At 63.1% G+C, this 22,776-nt stretch carries 16 protein-coding genes and 1 pseudogene; 6 read left to right on the top strand and 11 right to left on the bottom strand.

The genetic code is table 11. The annotated features are described in order from the left end of the window. The first annotated feature begins 100 nt into the window (after positions 1 to 100). Positions 101 to 3,580 (top strand): carbamoyl-phosphate synthase large subunit, encoded by a 3,480-nt coding sequence (gene carB / locus ACCO56_RS07255; protein ID WP_433639094.1) that lies wholly within the window; start codon positions 101 to 103, stop codon positions 3,578 to 3,580. Between the two features lie 128 nt (positions 3,581 to 3,708). On the opposite strand, the gene ACCO56_RS07250 is transcribed toward carB, so the two are convergent. The 4 genes from ACCO56_RS07250 to ACCO56_RS07235 all read right to left on the bottom strand — a co-directional run bounded on the left by ACCO56_RS07250 (position 3,709) and on the right by ACCO56_RS07235 (position 5,926). Then, on the bottom strand, positions 3,709 to 4,476 hold the full coding sequence (locus ACCO56_RS07250; protein WP_433639092.1) for a transglycosylase SLT domain-containing protein: 768 nt from the start codon (positions 4,474 to 4,476) through the stop codon (positions 3,709 to 3,711). A 409-nt stretch (positions 4,477 to 4,885) separates the two neighbouring features. Beyond that, positions 4,886 to 5,284 (bottom strand): hypothetical protein, encoded by a 399-nt coding sequence (locus ACCO56_RS07245; protein ID WP_433639090.1) that lies wholly within the window; start codon positions 5,282 to 5,284, stop codon positions 4,886 to 4,888. Further along, positions 5,265 to 5,579, bottom strand: a complete 315-nt coding sequence (locus ACCO56_RS07240) for a hypothetical protein (protein ID WP_433639088.1) — start codon at positions 5,577 to 5,579, stop codon at positions 5,265 to 5,267. The genes ACCO56_RS07245 and ACCO56_RS07240 overlap by 20 nt, the downstream gene beginning before the upstream one ends. Positions 5,580 to 5,602: 23 nt before the next feature. After that, positions 5,603 to 5,926, bottom strand: coding sequence for a hypothetical protein (locus tag ACCO56_RS07235; protein WP_433639087.1), 324 nt, complete (start codon positions 5,924 to 5,926; stop codon positions 5,603 to 5,605). Positions 5,927 to 6,078: 152 nt separating this feature from the next. Between ACCO56_RS07235 and ACCO56_RS07230 the strand changes: the two genes are divergently transcribed. After that, positions 6,079 to 6,978 (top strand): NAD(P)-dependent oxidoreductase, encoded by a 900-nt coding sequence (locus ACCO56_RS07230; protein ID WP_433639084.1) that lies wholly within the window; start codon positions 6,079 to 6,081, stop codon positions 6,976 to 6,978. Positions 6,979 to 7,186: 208 nt separating this feature from the next. Then, positions 7,187 to 7,399, top strand: a complete 213-nt coding sequence (locus ACCO56_RS07225) for a cold-shock protein (RefSeq protein ID WP_433639082.1) — start codon at positions 7,187 to 7,189, stop codon at positions 7,397 to 7,399. A gap of 252 nt (positions 7,400 to 7,651) precedes the next feature. Here the strand turns inward: ACCO56_RS07225 and ACCO56_RS07220 are convergent, their stop codons facing one another. From ACCO56_RS07220 to ACCO56_RS07210, 3 genes are all read right to left on the bottom strand, one after another. Next, entirely contained in the window at positions 7,652 to 11,890 is a 4,239-nt protein-coding gene (locus ACCO56_RS07220) for an autotransporter domain-containing protein (RefSeq protein WP_433639080.1), read from the bottom strand. Between the two features lie 433 nt (positions 11,891 to 12,323). Then, the gene (locus ACCO56_RS07215; RefSeq protein ID WP_433639078.1) at positions 12,324 to 12,935 is read right to left on the bottom strand and encodes a glutathione S-transferase family protein; all 612 of its coding nucleotides are present in this window, start codon (positions 12,933 to 12,935) and stop codon (positions 12,324 to 12,326) included. 74 nt (positions 12,936 to 13,009) lie between these two features. Beyond that, the gene (locus ACCO56_RS07210) at positions 13,010 to 13,867 is read right to left on the bottom strand and encodes an EAL domain-containing protein (protein WP_433639076.1); all 858 of its coding nucleotides are present in this window, start codon (positions 13,865 to 13,867) and stop codon (positions 13,010 to 13,012) included. A 282-nt stretch (positions 13,868 to 14,149) separates the two neighbouring features. On the opposite strand from ACCO56_RS07210, the gene ACCO56_RS07205 reads away from it, so the two are divergent. Further along, positions 14,150 to 15,352, top strand: a complete 1,203-nt coding sequence (locus tag ACCO56_RS07205) for a pyridoxal phosphate-dependent aminotransferase (RefSeq protein ID WP_433639074.1) — start codon at positions 14,150 to 14,152, stop codon at positions 15,350 to 15,352. A gap of 58 nt (positions 15,353 to 15,410) precedes the next feature. Here ACCO56_RS07205 and ACCO56_RS07200 read toward each other — a convergent pair whose 3' ends face one another. Then, on the bottom strand, positions 15,411 to 15,770 hold the full coding sequence (locus ACCO56_RS07200; RefSeq protein ID WP_433639072.1) for a hypothetical protein: 360 nt from the start codon (positions 15,768 to 15,770) through the stop codon (positions 15,411 to 15,413). A gap of 315 nt (positions 15,771 to 16,085) precedes the next feature. Between ACCO56_RS07200 and ACCO56_RS07195 the strand changes: the two genes are divergently transcribed. Next, positions 16,086 to 18,134 (top strand): elongation factor G, encoded by a 2,049-nt coding sequence (locus ACCO56_RS07195; protein WP_433639071.1) that lies wholly within the window; start codon positions 16,086 to 16,088, stop codon positions 18,132 to 18,134. A gap of 112 nt (positions 18,135 to 18,246) precedes the next feature. Next, positions 18,247 to 19,206: a protein-methionine-sulfoxide reductase catalytic subunit MsrP gene (gene msrP, locus ACCO56_RS07190; protein ID WP_433639069.1), complete on the top strand. Its 960-nt coding sequence runs from the start codon at positions 18,247 to 18,249 to the stop codon at positions 19,204 to 19,206. Positions 19,207 to 19,908: 702 nt separating this feature from the next. Here the strand turns inward: msrP and ACCO56_RS07185 are convergent. The 3 genes and pseudogenes from ACCO56_RS07185 to trxB form a co-directional block, all read right to left on the bottom strand. Beyond that, positions 19,909 to 20,382 (bottom strand): annotated as a pseudogene (locus tag ACCO56_RS07185) (group II intron maturase-specific domain-containing protein); the annotation flags it as partial. A 280-nt stretch (positions 20,383 to 20,662) separates the two neighbouring features. Continuing rightward, a complete protein-coding gene (locus ACCO56_RS07180) occupies positions 20,663 to 21,559 on the bottom strand; it encodes a LysR family transcriptional regulator (protein ID WP_433639067.1) in 897 nt (298 codons plus the stop codon). A gap of 32 nt (positions 21,560 to 21,591) precedes the next feature. After that, positions 21,592 to 22,602 carry a thioredoxin-disulfide reductase gene (gene trxB / locus ACCO56_RS07175; protein WP_433639066.1) on the bottom strand — a complete coding sequence of 337 codons (1,011 nt, stop codon included), beginning with the start codon at positions 22,600 to 22,602 and terminating at the stop codon, positions 21,592 to 21,594. Between the last annotated feature and the right edge of the window lie 174 nt (positions 22,603 to 22,776).

Genomic DNA, 22,776 nt, shown 5'->3' with positions numbered 1-22,776 from the left:
TATAAGGCCCGCCTAGCCAGACTTCAGAATCCTCCTTGCGCACCGGCCGGGCACGCCCGTCCCGGTTTTTCGCGCGAGACCCGAACGGACGAGCCCAGACATGCCGAAACGCACAGATATCAAGTCGATCATGATCATCGGCGCAGGCCCGATCGTGATCGGCCAGGCATGCGAGTTCGACTACTCCGGCACCCAGGCCTGCAAGGCTCTGAAAGAGGAGGGATACCGGGTCATCCTGGTCAACTCCAACCCGGCCACCATCATGACCGATCCCGAACTGGCCGACGCCACCTATATCGAGCCGATCACGCCGGAAGTGGTGGCAAAGATCATCGCCAAGGAACGGCCTGACGCGCTGCTGCCCACGATGGGCGGCCAGACGGCGCTCAATACTGCGCTGTCGCTGCGCCGCATGGGCGTGCTCGAGCGCTACAATGTCGAGATGATCGGCGCCGATGCCCATGCTATCGACAAGGCCGAGGACCGGGCTCTGTTCCGCGAGGCCATGCACAAGATCGGGCTGGAGACGCCGCGCTCCATGCTGGCCAACGCGACCCAGGTAAAGGAGGAGGACCGGCGCAAGCACGAGGCCGAGCGCGCCGCCCTCAAGGCCCAGAACCCGGAAAATCTGGACGCCGAGCTCGACGCGCTGGAGACAAGGTGGAATCTCGGCGAGGGCGACCGCAAGCAGCGCTACATGGCGCATGCCATGGGCATCGCCGCGCAGGCTCTCGACCATGTCGGCCTTCCCGCGATCATCCGCCCCTCTTTCACGCTCGGTGGCACAGGCGGCGGCATCGCTTTCAACCGTTCGGAATTCTTCGAGATCATCGAGCGCGGACTCGATGCGTCGCCGACGACCGAGGTTCTCATCGAGGAGAGCGTACTCGGTTGGAAGGAATATGAGATGGAGGTCGTCCGCGACAAGGCGGACAACTGCATCATCGTCTGCTCGATCGAGAACATCGATCCGATGGGCGTTCACACCGGCGATTCCATCACGGTGGCCCCCGCCCTCACCCTGACGGACAAGGAATACCAGATCATGCGCAACGCCTCGCTCGCGGTGCTGCGCGAGATCGGGGTGGAGACCGGCGGCTCCAACGTCCAGTTCGCCGTCAATCCCGACAATGGCCGCCTCGTGGTCATCGAGATGAACCCGCGCGTTTCGCGCTCCTCGGCGCTCGCCTCCAAGGCGACCGGCTTCCCGATCGCCAAGATCGCCGCCAAGCTCGCCGTCGGCTACACGCTTGACGAACTGGAGAACGACATCACCGGCGGTGCAACCCCGGCTTCGTTCGAGCCGTCGATCGATTACGTCGTTACCAAGATCCCCCGTTTCGCCTTCGAGAAATTCCCGGGCTCCGAGCCGGTGCTGACCACCGCCATGAAGTCGGTCGGTGAAGTGATGGCCATCGGCCGCACCTTCCAGGAATCCCTGCAGAAGGCGTTGCGCGGCCTCGAGACCGGCCTCACCGGCCTCGACGAGATCGAGATCCCCGGCCTCGGCCACGGCGAGGACAAGAACGCCATCCGCGCCGCACTCGGCACTCCGACGCCGGACCGGCTGCGCATGGTCGCGCAGGCCATCCGCATGGGCACCTCGCTCGAGGAGGTGCATCAGATGTGCCGCATCGACCCATGGTTCCTGGAGCAGATCGCGGGCATCATCGCCATGGAGGCCCGCATCCGCGAGCACGGCCTGCCGCAGGACGCCGCAAACCTGCGCATGCTGAAAGCGATGGGCTTTTCGGATGCCCGGCTCGCTTCCCTCGCCGGCAAGGAAGCCGAGGAGGTCGCCAGGCTGCGCGCCAAGCTCGAGGTCCATCCGGTCTACAAGCGTATCGATACCTGCGCCGCCGAGTTCGCCTCGCCGACCGCCTATATGTACTCGACCTACGAGGTCCCCTTCGCCGGCCGGCTCGCCGACGAGGCCAAGGTCAGCGACCGCAAGAAAGTCGTCATCCTCGGTGGCGGCCCGAACCGTATCGGTCAGGGGATAGAGTTCGACTATTGCTGCTGCCATGCCGCCTTCGCGCTGCGCGACGCCGGCTATGAAGCGATCATGATCAACTGCAATCCGGAAACCGTGTCGACCGACTACGACACCTCCGACCGACTCTATTTCGAACCGCTGACGGCCGAAGACGTTCTCGAGATCCTGCGCGCCGAGCAGGCGGCCGGCACGCTGCACGGCGTCATCGTGCAATTCGGCGGCCAGACGCCGCTCAAGCTGGCGAATGCGCTGGAGCGCGCAGGAATCCCGATCCTCGGCACCTCGCCCGACGCGATCGACCTTGCCGAGGACCGCGACCGGTTTCAGAAGCTCCTGCAGAAACTGTCCCTCACGCAGCCCAAGAACGGCATCGCCTATTCGGTGGAGCAGGCGCGGCTGGTGGCCGGCGAGCTCGGCTTCCCCTTGGTGGTGCGGCCATCCTACGTTCTCGGCGGCCGCGCGATGCAGATCATCCACGACGAGGGCATGCTGCAGACCTATCTGCTCGATACCGTTCCAGGCCTTGTGCCGGAGGACATCAAGCAGAAATATCCCAATGACAAGACCGGCCAGATCAACACGCTGCTCGGCAAGAACCCGCTGCTCTTCGACACCTATCTGTCGGGTGCGATCGAGGTCGACGTCGATTGCCTGTGCGACGGCAAGGCCACCTATGTCTCCGGCATCATGGAGCATATCGAGGAAGCAGGTATCCATTCGGGCGATAGCGCCTGTTCGTTGCCGGTGTATTCGCTTGACGCAAGCCTTGTCGCCGAACTGGAGAAGCAGACGGCCGCCCTCGCCCGCGCCTTGAGCGTCGGCGGGCTGATGAATGTGCAATACGCGATCAAGGACGGCACGATCTTCGTCCTGGAGGTGAATCCGCGCGCCAGCCGCACCGTTCCCTTCGTCGCCAAGACCATCGGCCGGCCGATCGCCAAGATCGCGGCGCGCATCATGGCCGGCGAAAGCCTCGACGAGGCTTTTGCCCATTACGGCGACAAGCCCGACGCGCATTCGCTGGGTCACATCGCGGTCAAGGAGGCCGTCTTCCCCTTCGCCCGCTTCCCTGGCGTCGACATCCTGCTCGGGCCCGAGATGAAATCGACCGGCGAAGTCATGGGCCTCGACCGTGACTTTGCGCTGGCCTTCGCCAAGAGCCAGCTCGGCGCAGGGGTCGACCTGCCGCGTTCCGGCACGCTGTTCGTCTCGGTCCGCGACGCCGACAAGCAGGGCGTTTTGCCGTCGGTGAAGCGCTTTGCCGATCTCGGTTTCAAGATCCTGGCGACATCGGGGACGGCGCGTTTCCTGCGCGAGAACGGGGTCGAGGCGGAGAAGGTCAACAAGGTGCTGGAAGGGCGTCCCCATATCGAGGACGCCATCCGCAACCGGCAGGTCCAGATCGTCTTCAACACGACGGACGGCCAGACGGCGGTCTCGGACTCCAAGTCGCTGCGGCGCGCGACGCTGATGCAGAAGGTGCCGTATTACACCACGCTTGCAGGCGCCGCCGCCGTCGCCGAAGCGATCGCCGCGCTCAAGGCCGGAAGCCTGGAGGTCCGGCCGCTGCAGGAATATTTGTAGGATATGGCGGGGCGGGACCTTCCGGCTTCGGCCTGAAGGTTCCGCTCAAACCGATTTTCTGTCGATCCGGTTCACCGTACCCAGCGGCTCGGGATGCAACGCCGGGCCCGGCTCTCTGACCGGCGGGATCAGATCCGGCGCCGTCTCCGGTCGATGCCGAGCCCCGTCTCTTCGAGCAGTCCCTTGCGCTTGGCGTCGTAATAATAGCCCCGCGCATAGTATCGGACGGCGAGATTGTGATCGCCGTCGGCAACGAGATAGGCGCCGCGCAGATATTTGACGGCGTATTTCAGATTGGTCTCGGCGTCGAGCAGCCCCTTGGCTGAGCCCCGATACCCCATGCCGCGCGCCGTGGCATGCTTGATCTGCATCAGGCCCCAATGGCCGTTATTGTATGCGCCGGGAAAAAAATTGCTCTCGCGCTTCACGACGCGGCGCACGAGTTCCACCGGGACCTCGTAGAACGCCGCATATTGTGTGATCAGCCGATCCACATCGTTGCGGTCCGTCTCGATCACGACCGCCGGTGCGGCAACGGCCCTTGCCTCCATGACCGCGGGTTGAGCGCCGGCCTCGGTGTGAACGGCCGCATTCACCACGGGCGCGGCGGCCGCGGTGCTTGTGGCCGCCAGCGGGTTGGCCGACGGCGTCGGGCCGGCATAGGCGACGGCAACTGGCGCGTCGGCATCTTCGGCGGCGGACTCGATGACCGCGACGGCCGTACCGTCGGCAAGCGAGGGCATCACCGACACCGTCTCAGGCAATGCGAGGCTGAAAGTCGAGGTTGCAGAAAGACCGTCCGCCGACGCCATGACGGCGTCGCTTGAGGTGGTGCAGCCGGATACGAGCCCAAGAAGCAGCATACCCGGCACGAGCAGTCGCGGCGTCTTTCCCAACGTCGATCGCAAAGGCGCTGATACCCCTCAATTGGCCCGTCCTGTTTCGCAGCTTTAGCGCAGGTCGTCTGCTTCGGCAATCCGAGGGAAGATCACCGCGCCTCAGGGTTCTTCGAACGTCCGTAGCAGGCATCTCAGGACCGGGCAGGACGATTGATCGGTGGTGGGGACCCACCCCGTCTGAGCGTATTGGCCGCTCTCGCAGAAGCCGGCATGCGCTACGTACCGATCATAGAGCAGCAGGCCGCGTGACGATGTGAAGCGCAGAATGGCCTCCCCCTCCCGACGTACCAGAGCCTGAACCCGATTGCAGGTCAGCTCCTGGGTGTCGTATCGAGTGATCGCCTGCGCTTCGGGCGGCAAAAGCGAAAACGCGACTGCTAAGCCTGCTAACGTCTTCACGTCCGCGTCACGTGTCGTGGCTCTTCTGGAAACATCTGTAGACGATGCACCTGTTGGTGTCGCTGGCGGGAACCGAAGTCACTCTCGTAATGTCCGTTCCGTTGCAGAAGCCGCTATGGGCGACATAACGATCGTAGAGCGGAGCGCCACCTCTGCCGGTATAGGCCAAAATGACGGCGCCCTCCCGACGCACCGTCTCTTGGATGCGCGCGCAGCTCATCGTCTGTGAATTGTATCGCGAGATCGCCTGGGCATCGAGTGCCAAGAGCGAGAATCCCAGCGCCAGGGCAACAGCCGCCTTCATCTTCACCTCCATCATGCGTGCGGCAAACAGCCACCTCGTCGCCGCGCTTCGTCCGGAAAGTCGCAGGCCTCGCCAGCGCCCCTCAGCCTGAACCTGGCTCACTGTAGGTTATTTCCTTGCAGACAAGGACCAGGCAAGTAGGCGTGTCGCTTGCCGGAACCGAACTGGTCTCGGCAGACTCGCCGTAGCCGCAATAAGTGCCATCCGCTACATAACGATCATAGAGCGGCAGGCCGGGCGTGCGGGTGGAACTGTATCGGAGGATCGCCGCTCCCTCGCGCTGAATGGCTGCCTGGATATTCCCGCAACTCATGCTTCGCGAATTGTAGCGCGAGATTGCCAGGGCCTCAGCCGAGAAGAGCGACAGCGAAAGCGCAACAAGGAAAGCCCTCTTCATCGATCATCCCTCATGGCTGCGCTTCAATCGAAGCGGCGGAAGAAATCGTCGTCATAGGTTCTTTGCTCGCATTTGTAGACGGGGCAGGACGGCGTATCGCGGGTCGGCACCGACGCATACTTCGCGTATTCGCCGTAACTGCAAAACCCGTCATGCAGGACGTAGCGGTCGTAGAGCGGCAGGCTCGGATTACTCTTGGAGGAATAGCGTAGAATCACGGCACCCTCGTTGCGGATCGCCGCGTGCACCCGGCCGCATGTCATGCCTTGCGAATTGTAGCGCGAGATCGCGTAGGCATCGGCCGACACCGGAACCAGAAGCAACGCCAGCAAATACTTGCGTTTCATGATCGTCTCCACAACCCGGCGCTTCGCCGACGCCACCCGTCTCTACCAGGATAAGCGCCCGGCGAGCAGCCGCTAGCGGGAAAAACGAGCCGATGTGACGAATTCTTCCGCGGTGCTATGGTTCAGACGGTCAACTTTATGGGAGGAGCGTCGTGGAAAAGAGCAGGATCGGTTTTGTCGGCCTTGGCCTCATGGGGCATGGCATGGCCAAGAACGTGGTCGAGAAGGGCTTTCCCCTCACGGTCGTCGCCCACCGCAATCGTGCCCCCGTGGAGGACCTCCTCGGACATGGTGCTTCGGAAGCCCGGAGCCTCGTGGAGCTGGCACGGGCGAGCGACATAGTCCTGCTCTGCGTCACCGGCAGTCCCGAGGTGGAAGCCGTGGTCGCCGGCTCAGGCGGCCTCGCATCGGCCGGCAAGCCGCTGATGATCGTCGATTGCTCGACCTCCGATCCCTCCTCCACCTTACGCCTCGCCGCCGAACTCGAACCGCGCGGCATAAAGCTGATCGATGCGCCACTGTCGCGGACGCCCAGGGATGCCGAGGCCGGCACGCTGGACGTGATGGTAGGAGGCGAGCCCGAGGACTTCGAGCGCGCCCGGCCGGTGCTGGAGACCTTCGCCGGCCGGATCGTTCATACCGGGCCCGTCGGGAGCGGACACACGATGAAGCTTCTCAACAACTTCGTCTCGCTCGGTTATGCCGCCCTCTATTCGGAAGCCCTTGCGCTCGGCGCCAAGGCGGGGCTCACGCCGACAATCTTCGACGCGGTCATCCGTGGTGGACGCATGGACAACCCGTTCTACCGGACCTTCTTCCAATGGGTGCTCGACCGCAATCCCGACGCCCACCGTTTCGCGATCCGCAACGGCCTCAAGGACCTGAACTATTTAGCAGCATTCGCCAGCGCAGCCGGCATCGCCAATCCGATGGGAGCAGCCGTGCGCAATTCCTTCGCAATGGCAGGGGCAACTGGGAACGGTGAGAAATTCGTGCCGATGTTATCCGATATCATTGCCGAACTGAACGGCGTATCCTTGGCTGCAGGTTGAGCCCGTGAGCCGCTGGTTTCCGTATTTTCTTTCGGCGATGGGCTTGCCTCCGCCTTCAATGGCCACTATATGCGTCGCGTTGATATTTTCGGCCGAATGATCCGGGGCCGCGCTTCTCAAGCGTTTGCTGACGTCTTTCTCCAAAATTTCGATACCACCGGTCGGCAGCCGTTCGACCTAGCTACGTAGCAAACGACAGGAACTACACATGGCAACCGGAACTGTAAAATGGTTCAACAGCACCAAGGGCTTCGGCTTCATTCAGCCTGACGCCGGCGGTGCGGACGTATTCGTCCATATCTCGGCCGTTCAGCGCGCAGGTCTCTCCGACCTCGTCGAAGGGCAGAAGATCAATTTCGAGATCGAGCAGGACCGCCGCACCGGCAAGTCGTCCGCTGGATCTCTCAGCAAGGTAGGCTGATCTCGCAGCGCGCCCCGGCGACAGCCGGAAGCGCGTGGCAAGTCACGGATGTACTGGCGGCCTCGCGTCAAGCGCGCCGAAGTCTCCGCCGCTCCAATGTCAAGACAGCGGATTGCTGCGACAAGGATCGAACGGGCTTCTGATCAGGCTACCGAGCACGAAGGCGGGGTGTGACCCCGCCTTTTTGATTCAGCGACATCGTTGTCAAGCACAGGACCGTTCGGACGGTCGGCATGAACCTTCTTTCCGAGCTCAAAACCTCAGTATGAAATCCGCCCTCGCACCATGGTTCCGGCCTTGCGAGGCGATCTGCCCGTTATAGCTAAGCCCCAGCGTCGCACGGGGCGATACGGCGAAGTCGAAACCTGCCTCGATCAAGAGACTGTCCTTGGCGATCGGCGCCCCGGCGATCGTGAAGGGTGAGGAGCCCGCAAAGGCCTGAGTGGTAAGCGGGACGGTATCGCCGAAAGCATGCTGCCAGCCCAGCATGCCACGCGCCGTGGTCTTGTAGGAGCCGATGGCGAAATCGGTAGAAGCGCGCAGGCCGAGCGTCGTGAAGGTGACGTCGTTGGCGCTGCTCTCGACCGTAAGTGCCGCAGGCCCTCCCGTCCCGGAGAAGCCGTCGCTCTGCAGGTTGACGTAAGCCAGGTTGGCGAACGGCTCGAGGGCGACGACGCCCGCCTGCAGGCCGTACCCCAATTCGCCGAAGAGCTGGGTGGTGTCGGCACTGTAGCTGGCGGAAGGGGCATCGGCAAAGCCGGGGAAAGCGATCGTCCGGCTGCTGTCGACGTCGCTCCGTGTGTAAGCGATACCCGAACGCAGGGAGACAGACCCCCACCTGGCGCCGCCATAAAGACCGATGTGATAGTTGTCGCTGGAGGCAGAGGACCTCCGATCGTCGACCTTGAAGCTCGAATGGCTGTAGCCAGCAACGACGCCGAGGCGCCAGGCCTCGGAGACGAAGCCGTCGGCCCCGATTACGAAACCACCGATGGAGCGCGAGAACGCAGCGGCATTGCCGTCACTGTCGGCGTGGCTCCACGAACCGAAGGCCGAGCCCCAAGCCGCGAAGCTCTCTGTTGCGGGCGCCGCACGTTCCTGCGCGCCGCCACCATAGGCCATGATCTGGAATGAGCCTTCCCTGACATCTTCGAAGGCCGAACGCAGGCGATTGTTGACGGCATCGCGGATCTGGCGGCTGTCCTCGATCAAGCCCGTCGCGGTCGACGCATGGATTTCGCCGGAGAGCTGATCGAAGGCACTTCTCGCCACGTCTTCGTCGCGCGTCAAGGAGACCGCCTTCCAAAGTCGATTGTCGGCAGGGAGCGAATCGAGCGCCGTGGCGGTGGCGATCTGATTTGACGTCCTTCCGACGCTGGCGAAGGATCGGCCGTTGCGCTCCAGCATCAAGGTCACGTCGTTGCCGTCTCCGCCGGCGTAGTCGAGCGTCGACGACAGGAACAGCGGCCTGCCCGTGATCGCGCCGAACACGCCCTTGACCGCGTCGGCCCCGCGGTTGTCGATAAGCGTGAGCGGTCCCTTGCCGGGGGCCCATGCGTCGGCGGTGGTCGGCGAGAGCAGCAGGTCGAGCGTAGCGCCCGCTATGTCGACCTTGCCGTTGACGATGACCCGGTCGGCGGCACCAGGCGTTCCCTCGATCTGCAGAGTGCCGTGATTGACATAGTCGCCAAGGACCGTCTGGCTCCCGATCGAGTTGCCGGGGGCATGAATGCCGCCCGCTGCGATCGTTACGGTCGAGCCTGCCGAGCCGAGAGTTCCGGTGCCGCCGAGCACGCCGCCGTTTTTCACCAAGAGGGAGCCGCCGAGCGCCCCCGAACCGCCCTGCCCCACGACGAGTTTACCCGCCTCGACCGTCGTCCCTCCTGTGAAGCTGTTCTGGCCGTGGAGGACAAGCGTTCCAGGGCCGCTCTTGGTGAGCGATCCCATGCCGCTGATATTGGCGCCAAGCGCGGCGGAATCCGTGAAGTCGGCGACGATCGTCCCATCATTTTCGATCAACGGCGCGACGAAGGATCCTGCCGATCCACCGTTGCCTATGTTGAGGATGCCGAGCGCTCCTATCGTGACGGACCCAGTCGCCTTCACGATGCCACCATCGGCGACGATCAGTTCTCCGGGCAGGTCGCCACAAGCACAGGCATAGGTGCCGATCTCGAGCCCGACGGTCGAGAGAGACGCGTTTCGGCCGGTCACCACCACCGACGATGCGTCAAGTCCGGTCAATGCCGTGTCCGCGGCAATGACCGTATCACCGATGACATTGACGGCGCCGCCTGCCGAGACCGTCAGCAAGCCGGTACCACCGGCCATGACATTGCCGACCGCGAGGCCATAGGCGACGTTCCACGTCGAGCCGGCACCGGTTACTATCGCGCCGGCAGCGACAATCGGGCTATCGATGATGGCGCCGCCTTCGCTTTCCATGACTGCGCCGCCACTTATCGTCAGCGTCGCAGCCGTGTTGGCGATCCCGACGAAGGTCGGCGCGTCGGTGACCCTCACGGTCGTACCGATCCCGTCGGCCGTCATCTTTCCGCTGATGAACAGCAAGTCGCTATCGAAGCCGGCACCCCCGGTGATGTTCAGCCTTCCCAACACGCCCGTGCCGGCGAGGCGAGCCATGCCTGTGGAGAAGGAAGCACTCGATCCTGCGATCGCAACCGTGGCATCCTCGCCCACGGTCAGGTCGCCACCGATCGCGCTCGCGCCGGTGAGCGTCAGCGAGCCACCGACGACCTCCAGAGAGCCGGTCCCACCGATCCGGCCGCTGAAAGTGGTCGTAGCGCCCGTCTCCCCGACGGAAAGCACCGTCATGTCGCCCGTCGCGCCGATCGTCACCTTGCCGCCACCGCTCGGTCCGTCGGCAAGCGAACCGATCCCGGCGGCGATGTCGTCGGCGATCTCGAGCGTGGCCCCCGTATTCACGAGATAGTCGGAATCGGGGGAACCCGCCCCGTCGTCGGCGATCTCGAGCGTGCCCGCGGAAATGGTCGTGCGGCCGGAATAGAGATTGTCGCCGGACAACGTCAACGTGCCCGTACCGACCTTGGTCAGCCCGAGCGCCTTGAGCGTGCCGTCTTCAAGCAAACCGCTGAAGGTGGTCGAGGAATCGCCGCCGCCGACCGTCAGGACCGCATCTGCGCCGCCGTTGTTGGTCACGAGACCGGCCCCCGACAGCGAGGCGATGGTCTGGTCGAAACCGCCGAGATCAAGCACGCCGCCGCTCTGGACCGTGAAGGCGCTCGCCGCCGAAAAGGCGTCGACGGCGCCGCCGGCCAACGTGCCGGAGGAAACTGTCGTGCCCCCGGTGTAGACATTGTCGCCGGTGAGCGTGATCACGGCATTGCCGGATTTGATCACCGACCCGTCGCCCGTGATGACATTGCCGACGATCGTATCGATGCCCGACTGCGCGAAAGCCAACGAACTGCCGCCGACGACGCGGATATTGCCGCTCAGGTTCGTGGTTCCGGCACCGAAGCTCAATGTGTTCGTCCCGCCGGTGAAGGTGATGGCGTCTGCCCGAGCGCCCGCACCTCCGTCTGCCAGACCGCCCGCGACACTGCCGGTAGAGCCTACGAATACGTTCAGGTCGCTCCCGACAATGCCGGCACCGCCGACCCCAGCGAAACCATCACGGAGCGCATTACCAGCCGCTCCGCCGTCGCCTCCGGTCACAGCACTGTTGATCGTAAGCGTTGCGCCGCCCACGATCCGGATGCCTGCCCCACCGGCCCCGCCGTCGCCACCTGTCGGAACGGGACTACCCGTCACACTGCCACCATCGCCGCCGTCGCCACCGGCACCGCCAGACACGTTCGCATTGACACCAACTGTGACCGCGCCCGAACTCTCGAGGTAGAGCCCGGTACCGCCGCTGCCGCCCCCTCCACCGATAAAGCTGGAACTGTTGCCGCCGCTGCCGCCTGCGCCGCCGGTGATGCCGGTATTGAGCACACCGAGATCGCCGGGAGATGCAACGATCGCCGCCCCCCAGCCACCCGCTCCACCACCGCCGCCATCTCCGCCACCAATCCCGTCGCCACCGTTGCCGCCGGCCCCGCCCGTAGCGCCAGTTCCGGGAAGAACACCTCCGACATAACCATGCGCGCCGCCGCCGCCGCCGCTGCCACCACCGTAGGACGGCTCCGTCTGGCCTGAGTCGCCCCCTTGCCCTGACCTGGTCCCTCCGGCTCCTCCGGCAACGCCATCGGCAGACCCGCCATTTCCTCCGGTCGGGCCGGCTCCCCCACCGCCGCCGCCCAAGAAGCGGCCGACATTGCTGCCATTGCCGCCGGCACCGGTGACAGCGTCAGCGCCGCCGCCAGTGCCGCCTTCGGCAAGCGCCGGAATGTCCAGCGCGGCAAAAAGGACGACCCCGCAAAGCAATGTCGGCAAAAGCCGACGGCGTCCGGCCCCCGGTGCACAGCCAAGGCAGACCGCGCAGCGTTCTTCGAGAGCTTCCGACATCCAAATCCCCTACAGCAAGGATGAGCAGAACATCACCCGCTGAAACCTGCTGAAACCCGCTGAACGTTGTCTTCGTATCTGACGGGAATATCAAGGGGCATTCACCTCTACGTGGAATCTCCTTGTCGTGGCAGAGACATGTGCGATGTCGTGAAGTGCACCCATGCCGGCAGACCGCGCGACCCGAGGCGCTGGCCCGTAGGAAGACCGAAAAAACGGGTGGTCCTGCTGTTCAGACCGATGCTCGGTTTCAAGCCGACAAAACAGGCCTATGCGACGCTCAAGAGCCCTGAAGTGATGAGCACGCTGCGCAAGGGCCAAACCGCGCCTTGACAATAGGAGGGTAGAGTCACGGGAGAATAGCGATCAACCAACAAGCAGTTCGGCATCTACACATCTGGCGCGAGCCGAAGCTTTCCTTGCAACAAGGTCATCAGGGCAGCCACTCTATCGGAACGTGTCCCGGATCCGCCTCGACACGCCTCAGCCAGGCGCTGACCGCCGGATAGGCGCTGAGGTCGAAACCGCCTTTTTCCGCCGTATGCGTGTAGGCAAAAAGTGCGATGTCGGCAACGCTGCAGGCGTCACCGGCGAAGAACGCGTTCTCGGCAAGGTAGCTGTCCATCACCCTCAGCGCCTTGTTTCCCCGTTCGAGTGTCAGCGCCAACCGCTCCGGCGTCGCATCCCTGGCGCGTTCCGGAAAGGTGAGCAACGCCTTGCGAACGGCTATGTAGGGCTCGTGGCTGTACTGTTCGAAGAACAGCCACTGGTAGACGAGACCACGTATGTAACGGTCAGTTGGAAGGAAGCGGGTTCCTTCGCCCAGGTAGAGCAGGATCGCGTTGGATTCGGCCAGCCGCCGCCCATCCGCCAATTCAAGGAGCGGAACCATCCCGTTGGGGTTCTTGGCAAGATAGGCGGCCGTCCGCGTGGCGCCGTCGCGCGAGCTCACCTCGACATGCCGAAAACTCTCGCCGAGCTTGGCCATGAGAAGTCGCGGCTTGTAGCAATTGCCGCTGTCGATCATGCCGTAGATGGTGTGCATATGCTCATCCCCTTCGGGATCGCAGTATCGCTCCGGAAGCCGGGGGTTCCAACGATTTATTCTTCAGATACCCATCAACGGCGTTGATGTTTTCCGAACAGCGGCACCACCTTGCCGGGAGAATCCAACAGCCTTTCCAGCGACAATGATCCCTCCTCGAAGATGGTTCCTGCAAGCGCCGGCGGCGCCAGCAGCCGGCCCTGCAGCAGGTCGGCCTGACCGTCGATCGCCACGCGAAGCTGCGTCATCGTCTCGATGCCTCCGACGAGGATCTGCGCCCCGAGCTGACGGAACATTGCGGCCACTGGCGCGAACAATCGCGCCGTGCCATCGTCCTCGCAAAGCCTGCGGAACCATGCTCCCTCGATCTTGACGATGTCGGGCCTGAAGGCCCCGACCTGCCCCCCCGGCGAATGGCTGAAGTCCCCGATGGCAACCCGCATGCCGTGCCGGCGGATTTCCTTTGCCAGGGCCTGCAGCGATTCCTGGTCCAGCGCCGCAGCCTCGGAGATTTCGCAGACGACCAGCCGAGGGTCCAGATCGATCTCGCCGAGAATTTCCGCCAAAGCCGCCATCTCGCGCAGGAATTCACCGCTTCCCCGGGGATTGTAGCTCACGAAGAGTTCGAGCCAAGGCAGACCGACATTAGGATGGTTGCGCAGATGGAGCGCGTTGCACAGGCTTTCCACGAACAGCCTGCGGTCGGGCGAGACGTTGCCGAGGAACTCCGTCGCGGCGACCGCCTTCCCCTCGAGGAACGGGGCCACCCTTCCCTCGATGCCAATCGGCCGCAGCTCGGCACCGGCTCGTCTGAAGATGGGCTGATAGGCGCTCTTCAGGCGGAAATCGCCGAGCAGCCCAATCTCGATGCCGACTTCATCGACGAAGATTGCGTCAGCCACCGATGCCGGATGACCCATCGACGCGCTCACGGCCGGCAACTCCGGAGAGGAAGCGCCTTCCCGCCAACCCGGCAACCGATTATATGAGCAATTCCTGAATTACGCGACACTTTTGACTCCGGACTACATGCCGCGCAACCTGTCACCCAAGCTTTGAACCGCCGTTAATCCTCATCTTCAAATTGTCCGTATCGGTCGATTGATCGAATTGATGGATGCCGCGTCGGTTGTCGCTTGCGGTTTATGGTGCGATCGGACAATAGAGCGGCGGGTCCCGCGAGGACCCGGACGAGCTTATTGGAGAACACTCGCATGGCCTTTCTTGCCGACGCTCTTTCCCGCGTGAAGCCTTCCGCGACGATCGCCGTCACCCAGAAGGCGCGGGAGTTGAAAGCGAAAGGCCGTGACGTGATCAGCCTCGGCGCCGGCGAACCCGATTTCGACACGCCGGACAACGTCAAGGAAGCCGCGATTGCCGCGATCCGGCGCGGCGAAACCAAGTATCCGCCGGTCTCGGGCATTGCCCCGCTGCGCGAGGCGATCGCGCAGAAGTTCAAGCGCGAGAACAACCTGGACTACAGACCGGAGCAGACCATCGTCGGCACCGGTGGCAAGCAAATCCTCTTCAATGCCTTCATGGCGACGCTCAATCCGGGCGACGAGGTGGTCGTGCCGACACCCTATTGGGTGAGCTATCCCGAGATGGTCGCGCTTTGCGGCGGCACGGCGGTCTTCGCCCAGACGACCATCGACAACGGCTTCAAGCTGAAGGCCGACGTTCTGGAAAAGGCGATCACGCCGCGCACAAAATGGCTTGTGATGAACTCGCCCTCGAACCCTTCCGGCGCAGCCTACACCGAGGCCGAGCTCAAGGCTCTCGCAGACGTCCTGCTGAGGCATCCCCATGTCTGGGTCCTCACCGACGACATGTACGAGCATCTTACCTATGGCGACTTCGTCTTCCGCACCATCGCGGAAGTGGAACCCGCCCTCTACGAGCGCACGCTGACGATGAACGGCGTTTCGAAGGCTTACGCCATGACAGGCTGGCGCATCGGATATGCCGCCGGCCCGATCGGCCTTGTCAAGGCGATGGACATGATCCAGGGCCAGCAAACCTCCGGCGCCTGCACGATCGCGCAGTGGGCGTCCGTCGAGGCACTCAACGGCCCGCAGGATTTCGTCCGCAAGAACAAGGCGATCTTCCAGGCCCGGCGCGACCTCGTCGTGTCGATGCTCAACCAGGCGCGTGGCATTAGCTGCCCCTCTCCGGAGGGAGCCTTCTACGTCTATCCATCTTGCGCGGCGCTCATCGGAAAAAAGACCCCCGCCGGCAAGGTCATCGCCGACGACGAGACCTTCGTCAGCGAGTTGTTGGAAGCCGAAGGGGTCGCGGTGGTGCACGGCTCAGCCTTCGGGCTGGGTCCGAATTTCCGCATTTCCTACGCGACATCCGACACGTTGCTGGAGGACGCCTGCACTCGGATCCAGCGCTTCACTGCTTCATTGTCGTAGTTAAAGGGCGGCGTCGCGAGATGCCGCCCTTTTTGCCTGAAACGCGTCTTTTACCTCGTCAATCGAGAACGGGACAGCTCGGCTGCCGCCCGAAGGTGACATGGGCCCGATCGCCGTCTTCCGTGCGGCCCCTGACTTCGATCGTACGGCGGCCGGCCGAAACGACGCGAACACGGTCGAGCCCCATCCTTTCGGCCTTGTCGAGGGCCCGGCCTTCCGTGCACATTCTGCGCATGCTTCTCTCGCCGCGATAGCAGTCCTCATAGCGAGGATCGCACCTGTCCGGGTCACGTACGCGCAGCTCCGGGCCGCCACGGCCCAGATCCAGTTCGAGGGTCTGGGCAGTGACCGGAAGCGGAACGATCGCGCTGCCGGCGACGATGACGGCAAGCGCGCTGCTTTGGATCAGTCGTAGCATAATGATCTCTCCTCGGGAGGCGCTCCACTCCGAGCCGCCATCCTCGCTGTTGATCGACGCCTTTGTTGCCGAACCGTCGCCTCACTCGAGGGTCGGCCGGTCATGAGCCTCTAACGATTGAGGGGCGTAACGGTTTCAACGATCGTCGGGTCCTTGCTGCTATGCCGGCAAAGCAGGCTTGCCCTCGGCGGCCCCGCGTGGGACGATAGCTCGGTGGCGCGAATGCGCGCCCGCCGCGACGGCCGGAGGAGGCCGGCCGCCGCCTGGACGACGGTGCTCTAGCAGCAACGCCCGAGAGGAGGAGGTCAGCTCACCATGGGAAAACGTGCCGGAGGAAGACTGTCGGGACCGAAATGCATCGCCATCGTCGGTCCCTTCGCCAGCGGAAAAACCACCCTACTTGAAGCCATACTGGCCCGGACCGGAGCGATCCCACGCCAGAACAGCGTCGCCTCCGGCACGACCGTGGGCGACCATTCGGCAGAGGCGCGCGCCCACGCCATGAGTGTCGAGGCTAGCGTTGCCACCACGGAATTCATGGGCGACAGCCTCACCTTCATTGACTGCCCCGGGTCAATCGAATTCTCCTTCGAGGCCGAACCCGTGCTCGCGGCCTGCGATCTCGCGGTCGTGGTAGCGGAAGCCGACGAGAAGAAGATCCCCGCCCTGCAGCTGATCATGCGCAAGCTCGACGAGATCGGAGTGCCGCGCATCCTGTTCCTGAACAAAATCGACAAGACCGCGGCCGGTGTGCGCGACACGCTGAAGCTGCTCCAGCCGGCAAGCACCACGAGACTACTCCTGCGGCAAATTCCCTTGCGCAAGGATGGCATCGTCATCGGATCAATCGACCTCGCACTGGAGCGCGCCTATGTTTATCGCGAGTATGCCGAGAGCGAAATCACCGAAATCCCGACCGACGAGAAGGCGCGCGAAATCGAGGCTCGTTTCTCGATGCTCGAAACGCTGGCAGATCATGACGACCAGTTGATGGAGCAGTTGCTCGAGGAAATCGAGCCGCCGCGCGATGATGTCTTCGACGACCTCGCTGCCGACCTGCGCGCCGGGACGATTACTCCGGTGTTGATCGGCACCGCCGAAAAGGGCAATGGCGTGCTGCGCCTGCTGAAGGCGATCCGCCATGACGCGCCCGACATCGAAGCCACGCGACAGCGGCTTGGCGCGCCTGCCGATGGAACTCTCGTCCAGGTCATGAAGACCATCCACACCGCCCATGGCGGCAAGCTCTCGGTCTCGCGCATTCTCTCCGGGTCGGTAAACGATGGCGCGGAACTTTGGCTGTCCGACGGAAGATCGGCGAAGGTCTCTGGAATCTACCGGATGCTTGGCAAGGATCAAATGAAACTCACCTCCGCCAAGGCAGGCGAGACGGTTGCGCTCGGCAAGCTGGACGATGTCAAGACGGGTCATACCCTGACAACCGCCAAGGGCGGGATAGCCCCCCTCATCCAATTCGATCCGCCTAAACCCGTCTACGCCCTCTCTCTGCGCCCGAAGGAACGCAAGGACGAGGTCAAGCTCTCGGCCGCCATGCTCCGGCTCGGCGAAGAGGATCCGTCGCTGCGAGTGCATCACGAGCAGGATTCGTCGGAAACCATCCTCTCCGGGCATGGCGAGATGCACCTGCGTGTCGTCGTCGAGCGATTGGAGGGAAAGAACCAGATCGCGGTGGAGGGGCATGCCCCCGCCGTGCCCTACCGCGAGACGATCCGCAAATCGATCACTCAACGTGGCCGCCACAAGAAGCAATCGGGCGGCCACGGCCAGTTCGGCGACGTCGTGCTCGACATCAAGCCGTTGCCGCGCGGGGCCGGCTTCGAATTCACGGACACGATCACCGGGGGCGTCGTGCCCAAGCAGTACATCCCCTCCGTGGAAGCCGGCGTGCGGGACTTCCTGAAGGCCGGGCCGCTCGGTTTTCCCGTCGTCGATATCGCAGTAAACCTCGCCGACGGCTCCTACCACACGGTGGACTCCTCCGACATGGCCTTCCAGATGGCCGCCAAAATTGCCATGAAGGAAGGCTTGGCCGCCTGCTCGCCGGTGCTGCTGGAGCCGATCATGAAGGTGGAAATCTTCACGCCCTCCGACGCCACGGCGAAGATCACCGCGATCGTGCCCCAGCGCCGCGGCCAGATCCTCGGCTACGATGCGCGCCCGGGCTGGCCAGGCTGGGACGTGGTCGAGGCCACCATGCCGCAATCGGAGATCGGCAACCTGATCATCGAGCTGCGATCGGCGACGGCGGGGGTGGCAACCTATGTCGCCAGCTTCGACCATATGGCCGAACTGACCGGTCGCCTGGCCGACGAAGTGATGAACGCAAGCGGGAAAGCTGCCTGACAGGATCGGCCAATCCCGCCGCGCGTCGCACTGATATGTGATTGGCACCGCGCTTGCGCTTGACTGCCGCGAAGATCAGACTGCTTCGACGATGAAAAGTCGGGGAGCAACGATGTTTGCCGTTCACCGCCGCCCTGCCTGGGCCATTTCCGAATCATTGGCGACGCCCGAAAACGCCTTTCTCAATCGTCGAACCCTTATCAAGGCAATGGGTTTCGGCTTGATGGCGGCCGGCGGCCTCAACGCGGCGCAGGCCGAAGAGGCGGATCCGACGGCCGATCTCTACCCGGCGAAGAAGAACGAAGCCTACAAGCTCGACCGGACCGTCACGCCCGAAGAGATCAACGCCCACTACAACAATTTCTACGAATTCGGCACCCAGAAGGAGATCGCGCAGGAAGCGCAATCCCTCAAGATCCGCCCTTGGGAGATCGAGATCGGCGGCTTGGTCGATGCGCCGGCGACCATCGCCTTCGACGATCTCGTGCGGAAATTCCCACTGGAAACCAGGCTCTATCGCCACCGTTGCGTCGAGGCCTGGTCGATGACGATCCCATGGAGCGGCTTTGCGTTGAAACAGCTCGTGGAATTCGCGAAGCCGCAATCGGCCGCTAAGTTCATTCGTTTCGAGACTTTCCTCGACCCATCCATGGCCAGCGGGCAGAACAGCTTCCTTTATCCCTGGCCGTATATTGAAGGCGTGACCATGGAAGAGGCGGCCAATGAGCTCGCCTTTGTGGTGACAGGCGCCTATGACAAGCCTCTGCTCAAGCAGTTTGGCGCACCCATCCGGCTGGCGCTGCCTTGGAAGTACGGTTTCAAGTCGATCAAATCGATCCGCAAGATCGATTTCGTCGCTGAACGCCCGGTCGGGCTCTGGGAAGCCATCCAACCGAGCGAATATGGTTTCTGGGCCAATGTGAATCCCGACGTGCCGCACCCGCGCTGGAGCCAAGCGAACGAGCGTGTGCTGCACACGGGAGATGTCGTGCCGACCCAGATCTTCAACGGCTACGGTGCCCAGGTGGCCCATCTTTACAAGGATATGGATCCCGCCACGCTCTATATGTGATTCGGTTGAGTTTGGTTTTTGACCGGTCGCGAGCTACCCCTCACTCACTGCCCTGCCGGACATCTCTCTCCGCGCACGCGGGTGTGAGATTCACACATCAGACGAAGCTTTCTGGAGCACCCCGACCGCGCTTCGCGCGGCCACCTTCTCCCACAAGGGGGGACAAGGAGGAGTTTTGTATAAGCGGTCCTGTCAATCGCAAAACGCTGGTGATTGGCGAAAGCGCGGATGGCATCGGTCTTCTCCCCGTTCACAGCCTTTTACGGGAGAAGTGGCCGGCAGGCCGACGAGGGGCCGGCGCGGGCGGTTTGAAATCCGGGCAGGCCGCCCACTCAGTCAGCGAAGAGCCGTAGCACCCAGCGTACCGATGAAAAAAGCGGCGTCTGGGGGAGGGTCCAGACGCCGCTGATGCGGACCGTTCCGCGGGAGGCGGTACGGCAGGTCCGCCGCTACAGGCCGGCAGGGCGACCGGCAATCCAGCGGGACGCGGCGGTTGCCGAGCCCGGAATTTCACGTGATGCCCCCATCTCGTGAAGTTCCACACCGCGTCCTACCCCAATGAATATTACGCTGGCCGGGCCGGGGTCAGGTTACCGGAGGTTACATGTGACCGTTACGTGGCCAACCCTGCACAATTACTGCGCAATTTCGCCACAAAGCGGCTCGTTTGCGGATACCCGGACGGATCTCATGTAACCTCCGTTACATGAGATCAGGCACTGGCGGAGCGCTTTTCAGGTGCCCGACGAAACAGAAATTGCGACCCGAAGCCAGCAAAATCAGATCACGCTGGACAACCCTGCTGTGGCGGGCTTTCGACGGCGTCGCAAATCGGCATAGGGGGTTCCAGTTGGAACGCGCCCCTGCCACACCACCCGGCATGCGGGTCCGCACCGGGCGGTTCGAAGAGTTGAGGTCAGGCGAGCCGGGGATGCCAAGGGTGTTCATCCATTTCAAAGTCAGGACGGAGTTGAGCAGCAGGCTGCTATTGCGCCACCATCGACGGCTGTTCGCCGCGATCCGTCGCGCCACGTCGGGTTTGGACCCCATGGCCGACAGAGCCTTGTAGATGGTCTTGCCACGTTTCCAGTGCTTGAGCTGGATCGCCCTCACCCGGTGGCGCATCCATTCCTCCAGGTCTTTGAAGACCCGAGGAGTTTGCGCCAGCCGGAAGTAGGCTTTCCAGCCAGCTTACGGCGGGACTTACACCCGCAAGGGTGCGCCCATGCTGGGCGCACAAACAAAAAAGCCGGATCAAGAAGATCCGGCTAAGTTTGATTGGAAGTGCCTGTTAAGGCTAAACCTCCAGAGGGGAACACTCACCAGGCGCTAATGGGAGGAGGAACGCGCCCGGGAGATGTTCAATATATGGGCGATACCTGCCCAATAAACAAGCATGGAGTTTGCAAACCTCCCATGCAAAAAGGCACAGCCTGTGGCCCAAGCCCCTTCCGCATCAATAAGACCAACTGCGCGCCTTGGAGATCACGAAGTCGCGGAAGACATGCAGCTTGGCTTGGTTCTTCATCGCGTCGGGGTAGCAGAAATAAGTGTCGAAGGACGGCACCTCGGTCTCGGGCAGAAGCTGTATGAGGCCGGAATCCTTGTTCATCAGATAATCCGGCAGCATGGCGATGCCCGCTCCCCGCTGGACCGCCCTCTTGATCGACAGGATATCGTTGATCTGCAGCGTCGCGATGCGCTTGCCGGTTTCGAAGTCGCCGACCGTTTCCAGCCAGTTGAGTTCGCTGAGATGCGTGGGCACCGGCTCGCCGAACGTGACGATGCGATGGTTCTTGAGATCGGCGATGGAACTCGGCTTGCCGTATTTGCTGATATATGACGGCGCGGCGTAGAGGTGGAAATGGACCGTGAACAGACGCCGCTGGATGAGGTCCGGCTGCTGCGGCTGCCTGAGCCTGATGGCGCAGTCGGCTTGGCGCATGGTCAGATCGAGCTCTTCGTTCGCCAGGATCAGTTGAAGCTGGATGTCGGGATAAAGGTCGAGGAATTCGGTCAGCCGTTCCGTCAACCATCCCGCCCCGAGGCCGACCGTCGTGGTGACGCGCAGAACCCCGGAAGGCCGGTCCTTTGCCTCGGTGAGACGTGTCTTGATATTCTCCAGCTTCATCAGCACGTCATGCGCGGTGCGAAACAGCATCTCCCCCTGCTCGGTGAGCACGAGGCCGCGAGCGTGCCGGTGAAAGAGCGGCACGCCGACATCCTGCTCCAGGGCGCTGACCTGCCTGGAGATGGCCGACTGCGACAGTTTCAACGTCTCGGCGGCATGAGTGAAAGAGCCAGCCTCCGCCGCTGCGTGAAACACGCGAAGCTTGTCCCAATCCAACGCCATTTGTTCCCCTCGTATCGTCGGGCGTCTGGTTGTTATTCCGCAGCCTCCCGATGGACTTCCATCTCGGCCAGATATTTTTCCGCCTCGAGCGCCGCCATGCAGCCGAGGCCGGCAGCCGTCACCGCCTGGCGATAGACATCGTCGGTCACGTCGCCCGCCGCGAAGACACCGGGCACATCGGTCCGCGTCGAATCCGGTGCAGTCCACAGGTAGCCGTTCGGTTTCTGCTTGAGCTTGCCGGCAAACAGCTCGACCGCGGGAGCGTGGCCAATCGCCACGAATACACCATCGATCGGCATTTCCGTCACAGCCCCGGTTTTCGCGCTGCGCAGCCTGATGCCGGTCACCGACGGCGGCTGAGGCAGCTTGCCGGGTACGCCGGTGATCTCTTCGACCACGGTGTCCCACAACACGGTGATGTTCTCCTTTTTGAACAGGCGCTCCTGCAGGATGCGCTCGGCCCGGAATTCGCCGCGGCGATGGATGACCGTCACGTGCCGGGCAAGATTGGACAGGTAGAGCGCTTCCTCCACAGCCGAATTGCCGCCGCCGATGACGACCACATCCTTGCCGCGATAGAAGAACCCGTCGCAGGTCGCGCAGGCCGAGACGCCGAAGCCCATATAGGTCTGCTCGCTGGGAAGACCGAGCCACTTGGCCTGAGCTCCGGTTGCGATGATCAGCGCATCGCAGGTGTAGATCGTGCCGGAATCGGATTTCAGCCGAAACGGACGGACGTCGAGATCGACCTCCGTGATCATGTCGTTGACGATCTCGGTGCCGACATGCTCTGCCTGCTTGCCCATCTGTTCCATCAGCCAGGGCCCCTGGATGGGGTCGGCGAAACCGGGATAATTCTCGACGTCGGTGGTGATCATGAGCTGGCCGCCCTGCTGCAACCCTGAGACGAGCACCGGCTTCAGCATTGCGCGCGCGGCGTAGATGGCGGCCGTATAACCGGCAGGGCCGGAACCGATGATCAGGACAGGCGCGTGTTTAGTCATGAGATTGCCCTTGCGGACCGCCAGACGGCCCGGCGGCATGGAAACGATGCCGCCAATTTAGGTGTTGGCCCCTATACGTTGCAAGGCGGCGGATCGTCCCCTCCCCTGAAACCTCCCGTTTGCGAGCCATCGAAGCGCGCCCTCGCACCAAAAAGATGGGAATGGCGCCGGAAATATGAGGCAGTTGCACCTTTCCGTAGTTTAATTGCGTCA

The organism is Mesorhizobium sp. 1B3, assembly GCF_050958605.1.
In the GTDB taxonomy this organism is placed as follows: domain Bacteria; phylum Pseudomonadota; class Alphaproteobacteria; order Rhizobiales; family Rhizobiaceae.
Note: the sequence above shows the minus strand (reverse complement) of the source record. Positions and strands in the feature narration are given on the sequence as shown.

What these genes read in the sequence shown, in the direction of transcription:
- carB (WP_433639094.1), top strand. Translation starts at nt 101, where the DNA reads ATGCCGAAACGCACAGATATCAAGTCGATCATGATCATCGGCGCAGGC.
- ACCO56_RS07240 (WP_433639088.1), bottom strand. Translation starts at nt 5,579, where the DNA reads ATGAAGAGGGCTTTCCTTGTTGCGCTTTCGCTGTCGCTCTTCTCGGCT.
- ACCO56_RS07235 (WP_433639087.1), bottom strand. Translation starts at nt 5,926, where the DNA reads ATGAAACGCAAGTATTTGCTGGCGTTGCTTCTGGTTCCGGTGTCGGCC.
- ACCO56_RS07225 (WP_433639082.1), top strand. Translation starts at nt 7,187, where the DNA reads ATGGCAACCGGAACTGTAAAATGGTTCAACAGCACCAAGGGCTTCGGC.
- ACCO56_RS07220 (WP_433639080.1), bottom strand. Translation starts at nt 11,890, where the DNA reads ATGTCGGAAGCTCTCGAAGAACGCTGCGCGGTCTGCCTTGGCTGTGCA.
- ACCO56_RS07215 (WP_433639078.1), bottom strand. Translation starts at nt 12,935, where the DNA reads ATGCACACCATCTACGGCATGATCGACAGCGGCAATTGCTACAAGCCG.
- ACCO56_RS07205 (WP_433639074.1), top strand. Translation starts at nt 14,150, where the DNA reads ATGGCCTTTCTTGCCGACGCTCTTTCCCGCGTGAAGCCTTCCGCGACG.
- ACCO56_RS07200 (WP_433639072.1), bottom strand. Translation starts at nt 15,770, where the DNA reads ATGCTACGACTGATCCAAAGCAGCGCGCTTGCCGTCATCGTCGCCGGC.
- ACCO56_RS07195 (WP_433639071.1), top strand. Translation starts at nt 16,086, where the DNA reads ATGGGAAAACGTGCCGGAGGAAGACTGTCGGGACCGAAATGCATCGCC.
- msrP (WP_433639069.1), top strand. Translation starts at nt 18,247, where the DNA reads ATGTTTGCCGTTCACCGCCGCCCTGCCTGGGCCATTTCCGAATCATTG.
- ACCO56_RS07180 (WP_433639067.1), bottom strand. Translation starts at nt 21,559, where the DNA reads ATGGCGTTGGATTGGGACAAGCTTCGCGTGTTTCACGCAGCGGCGGAG.
- trxB (WP_433639066.1), bottom strand. Translation starts at nt 22,602, where the DNA reads ATGCCGCCGGGCCGTCTGGCGGTCCGCAAGGGCAATCTCATGACTAAA.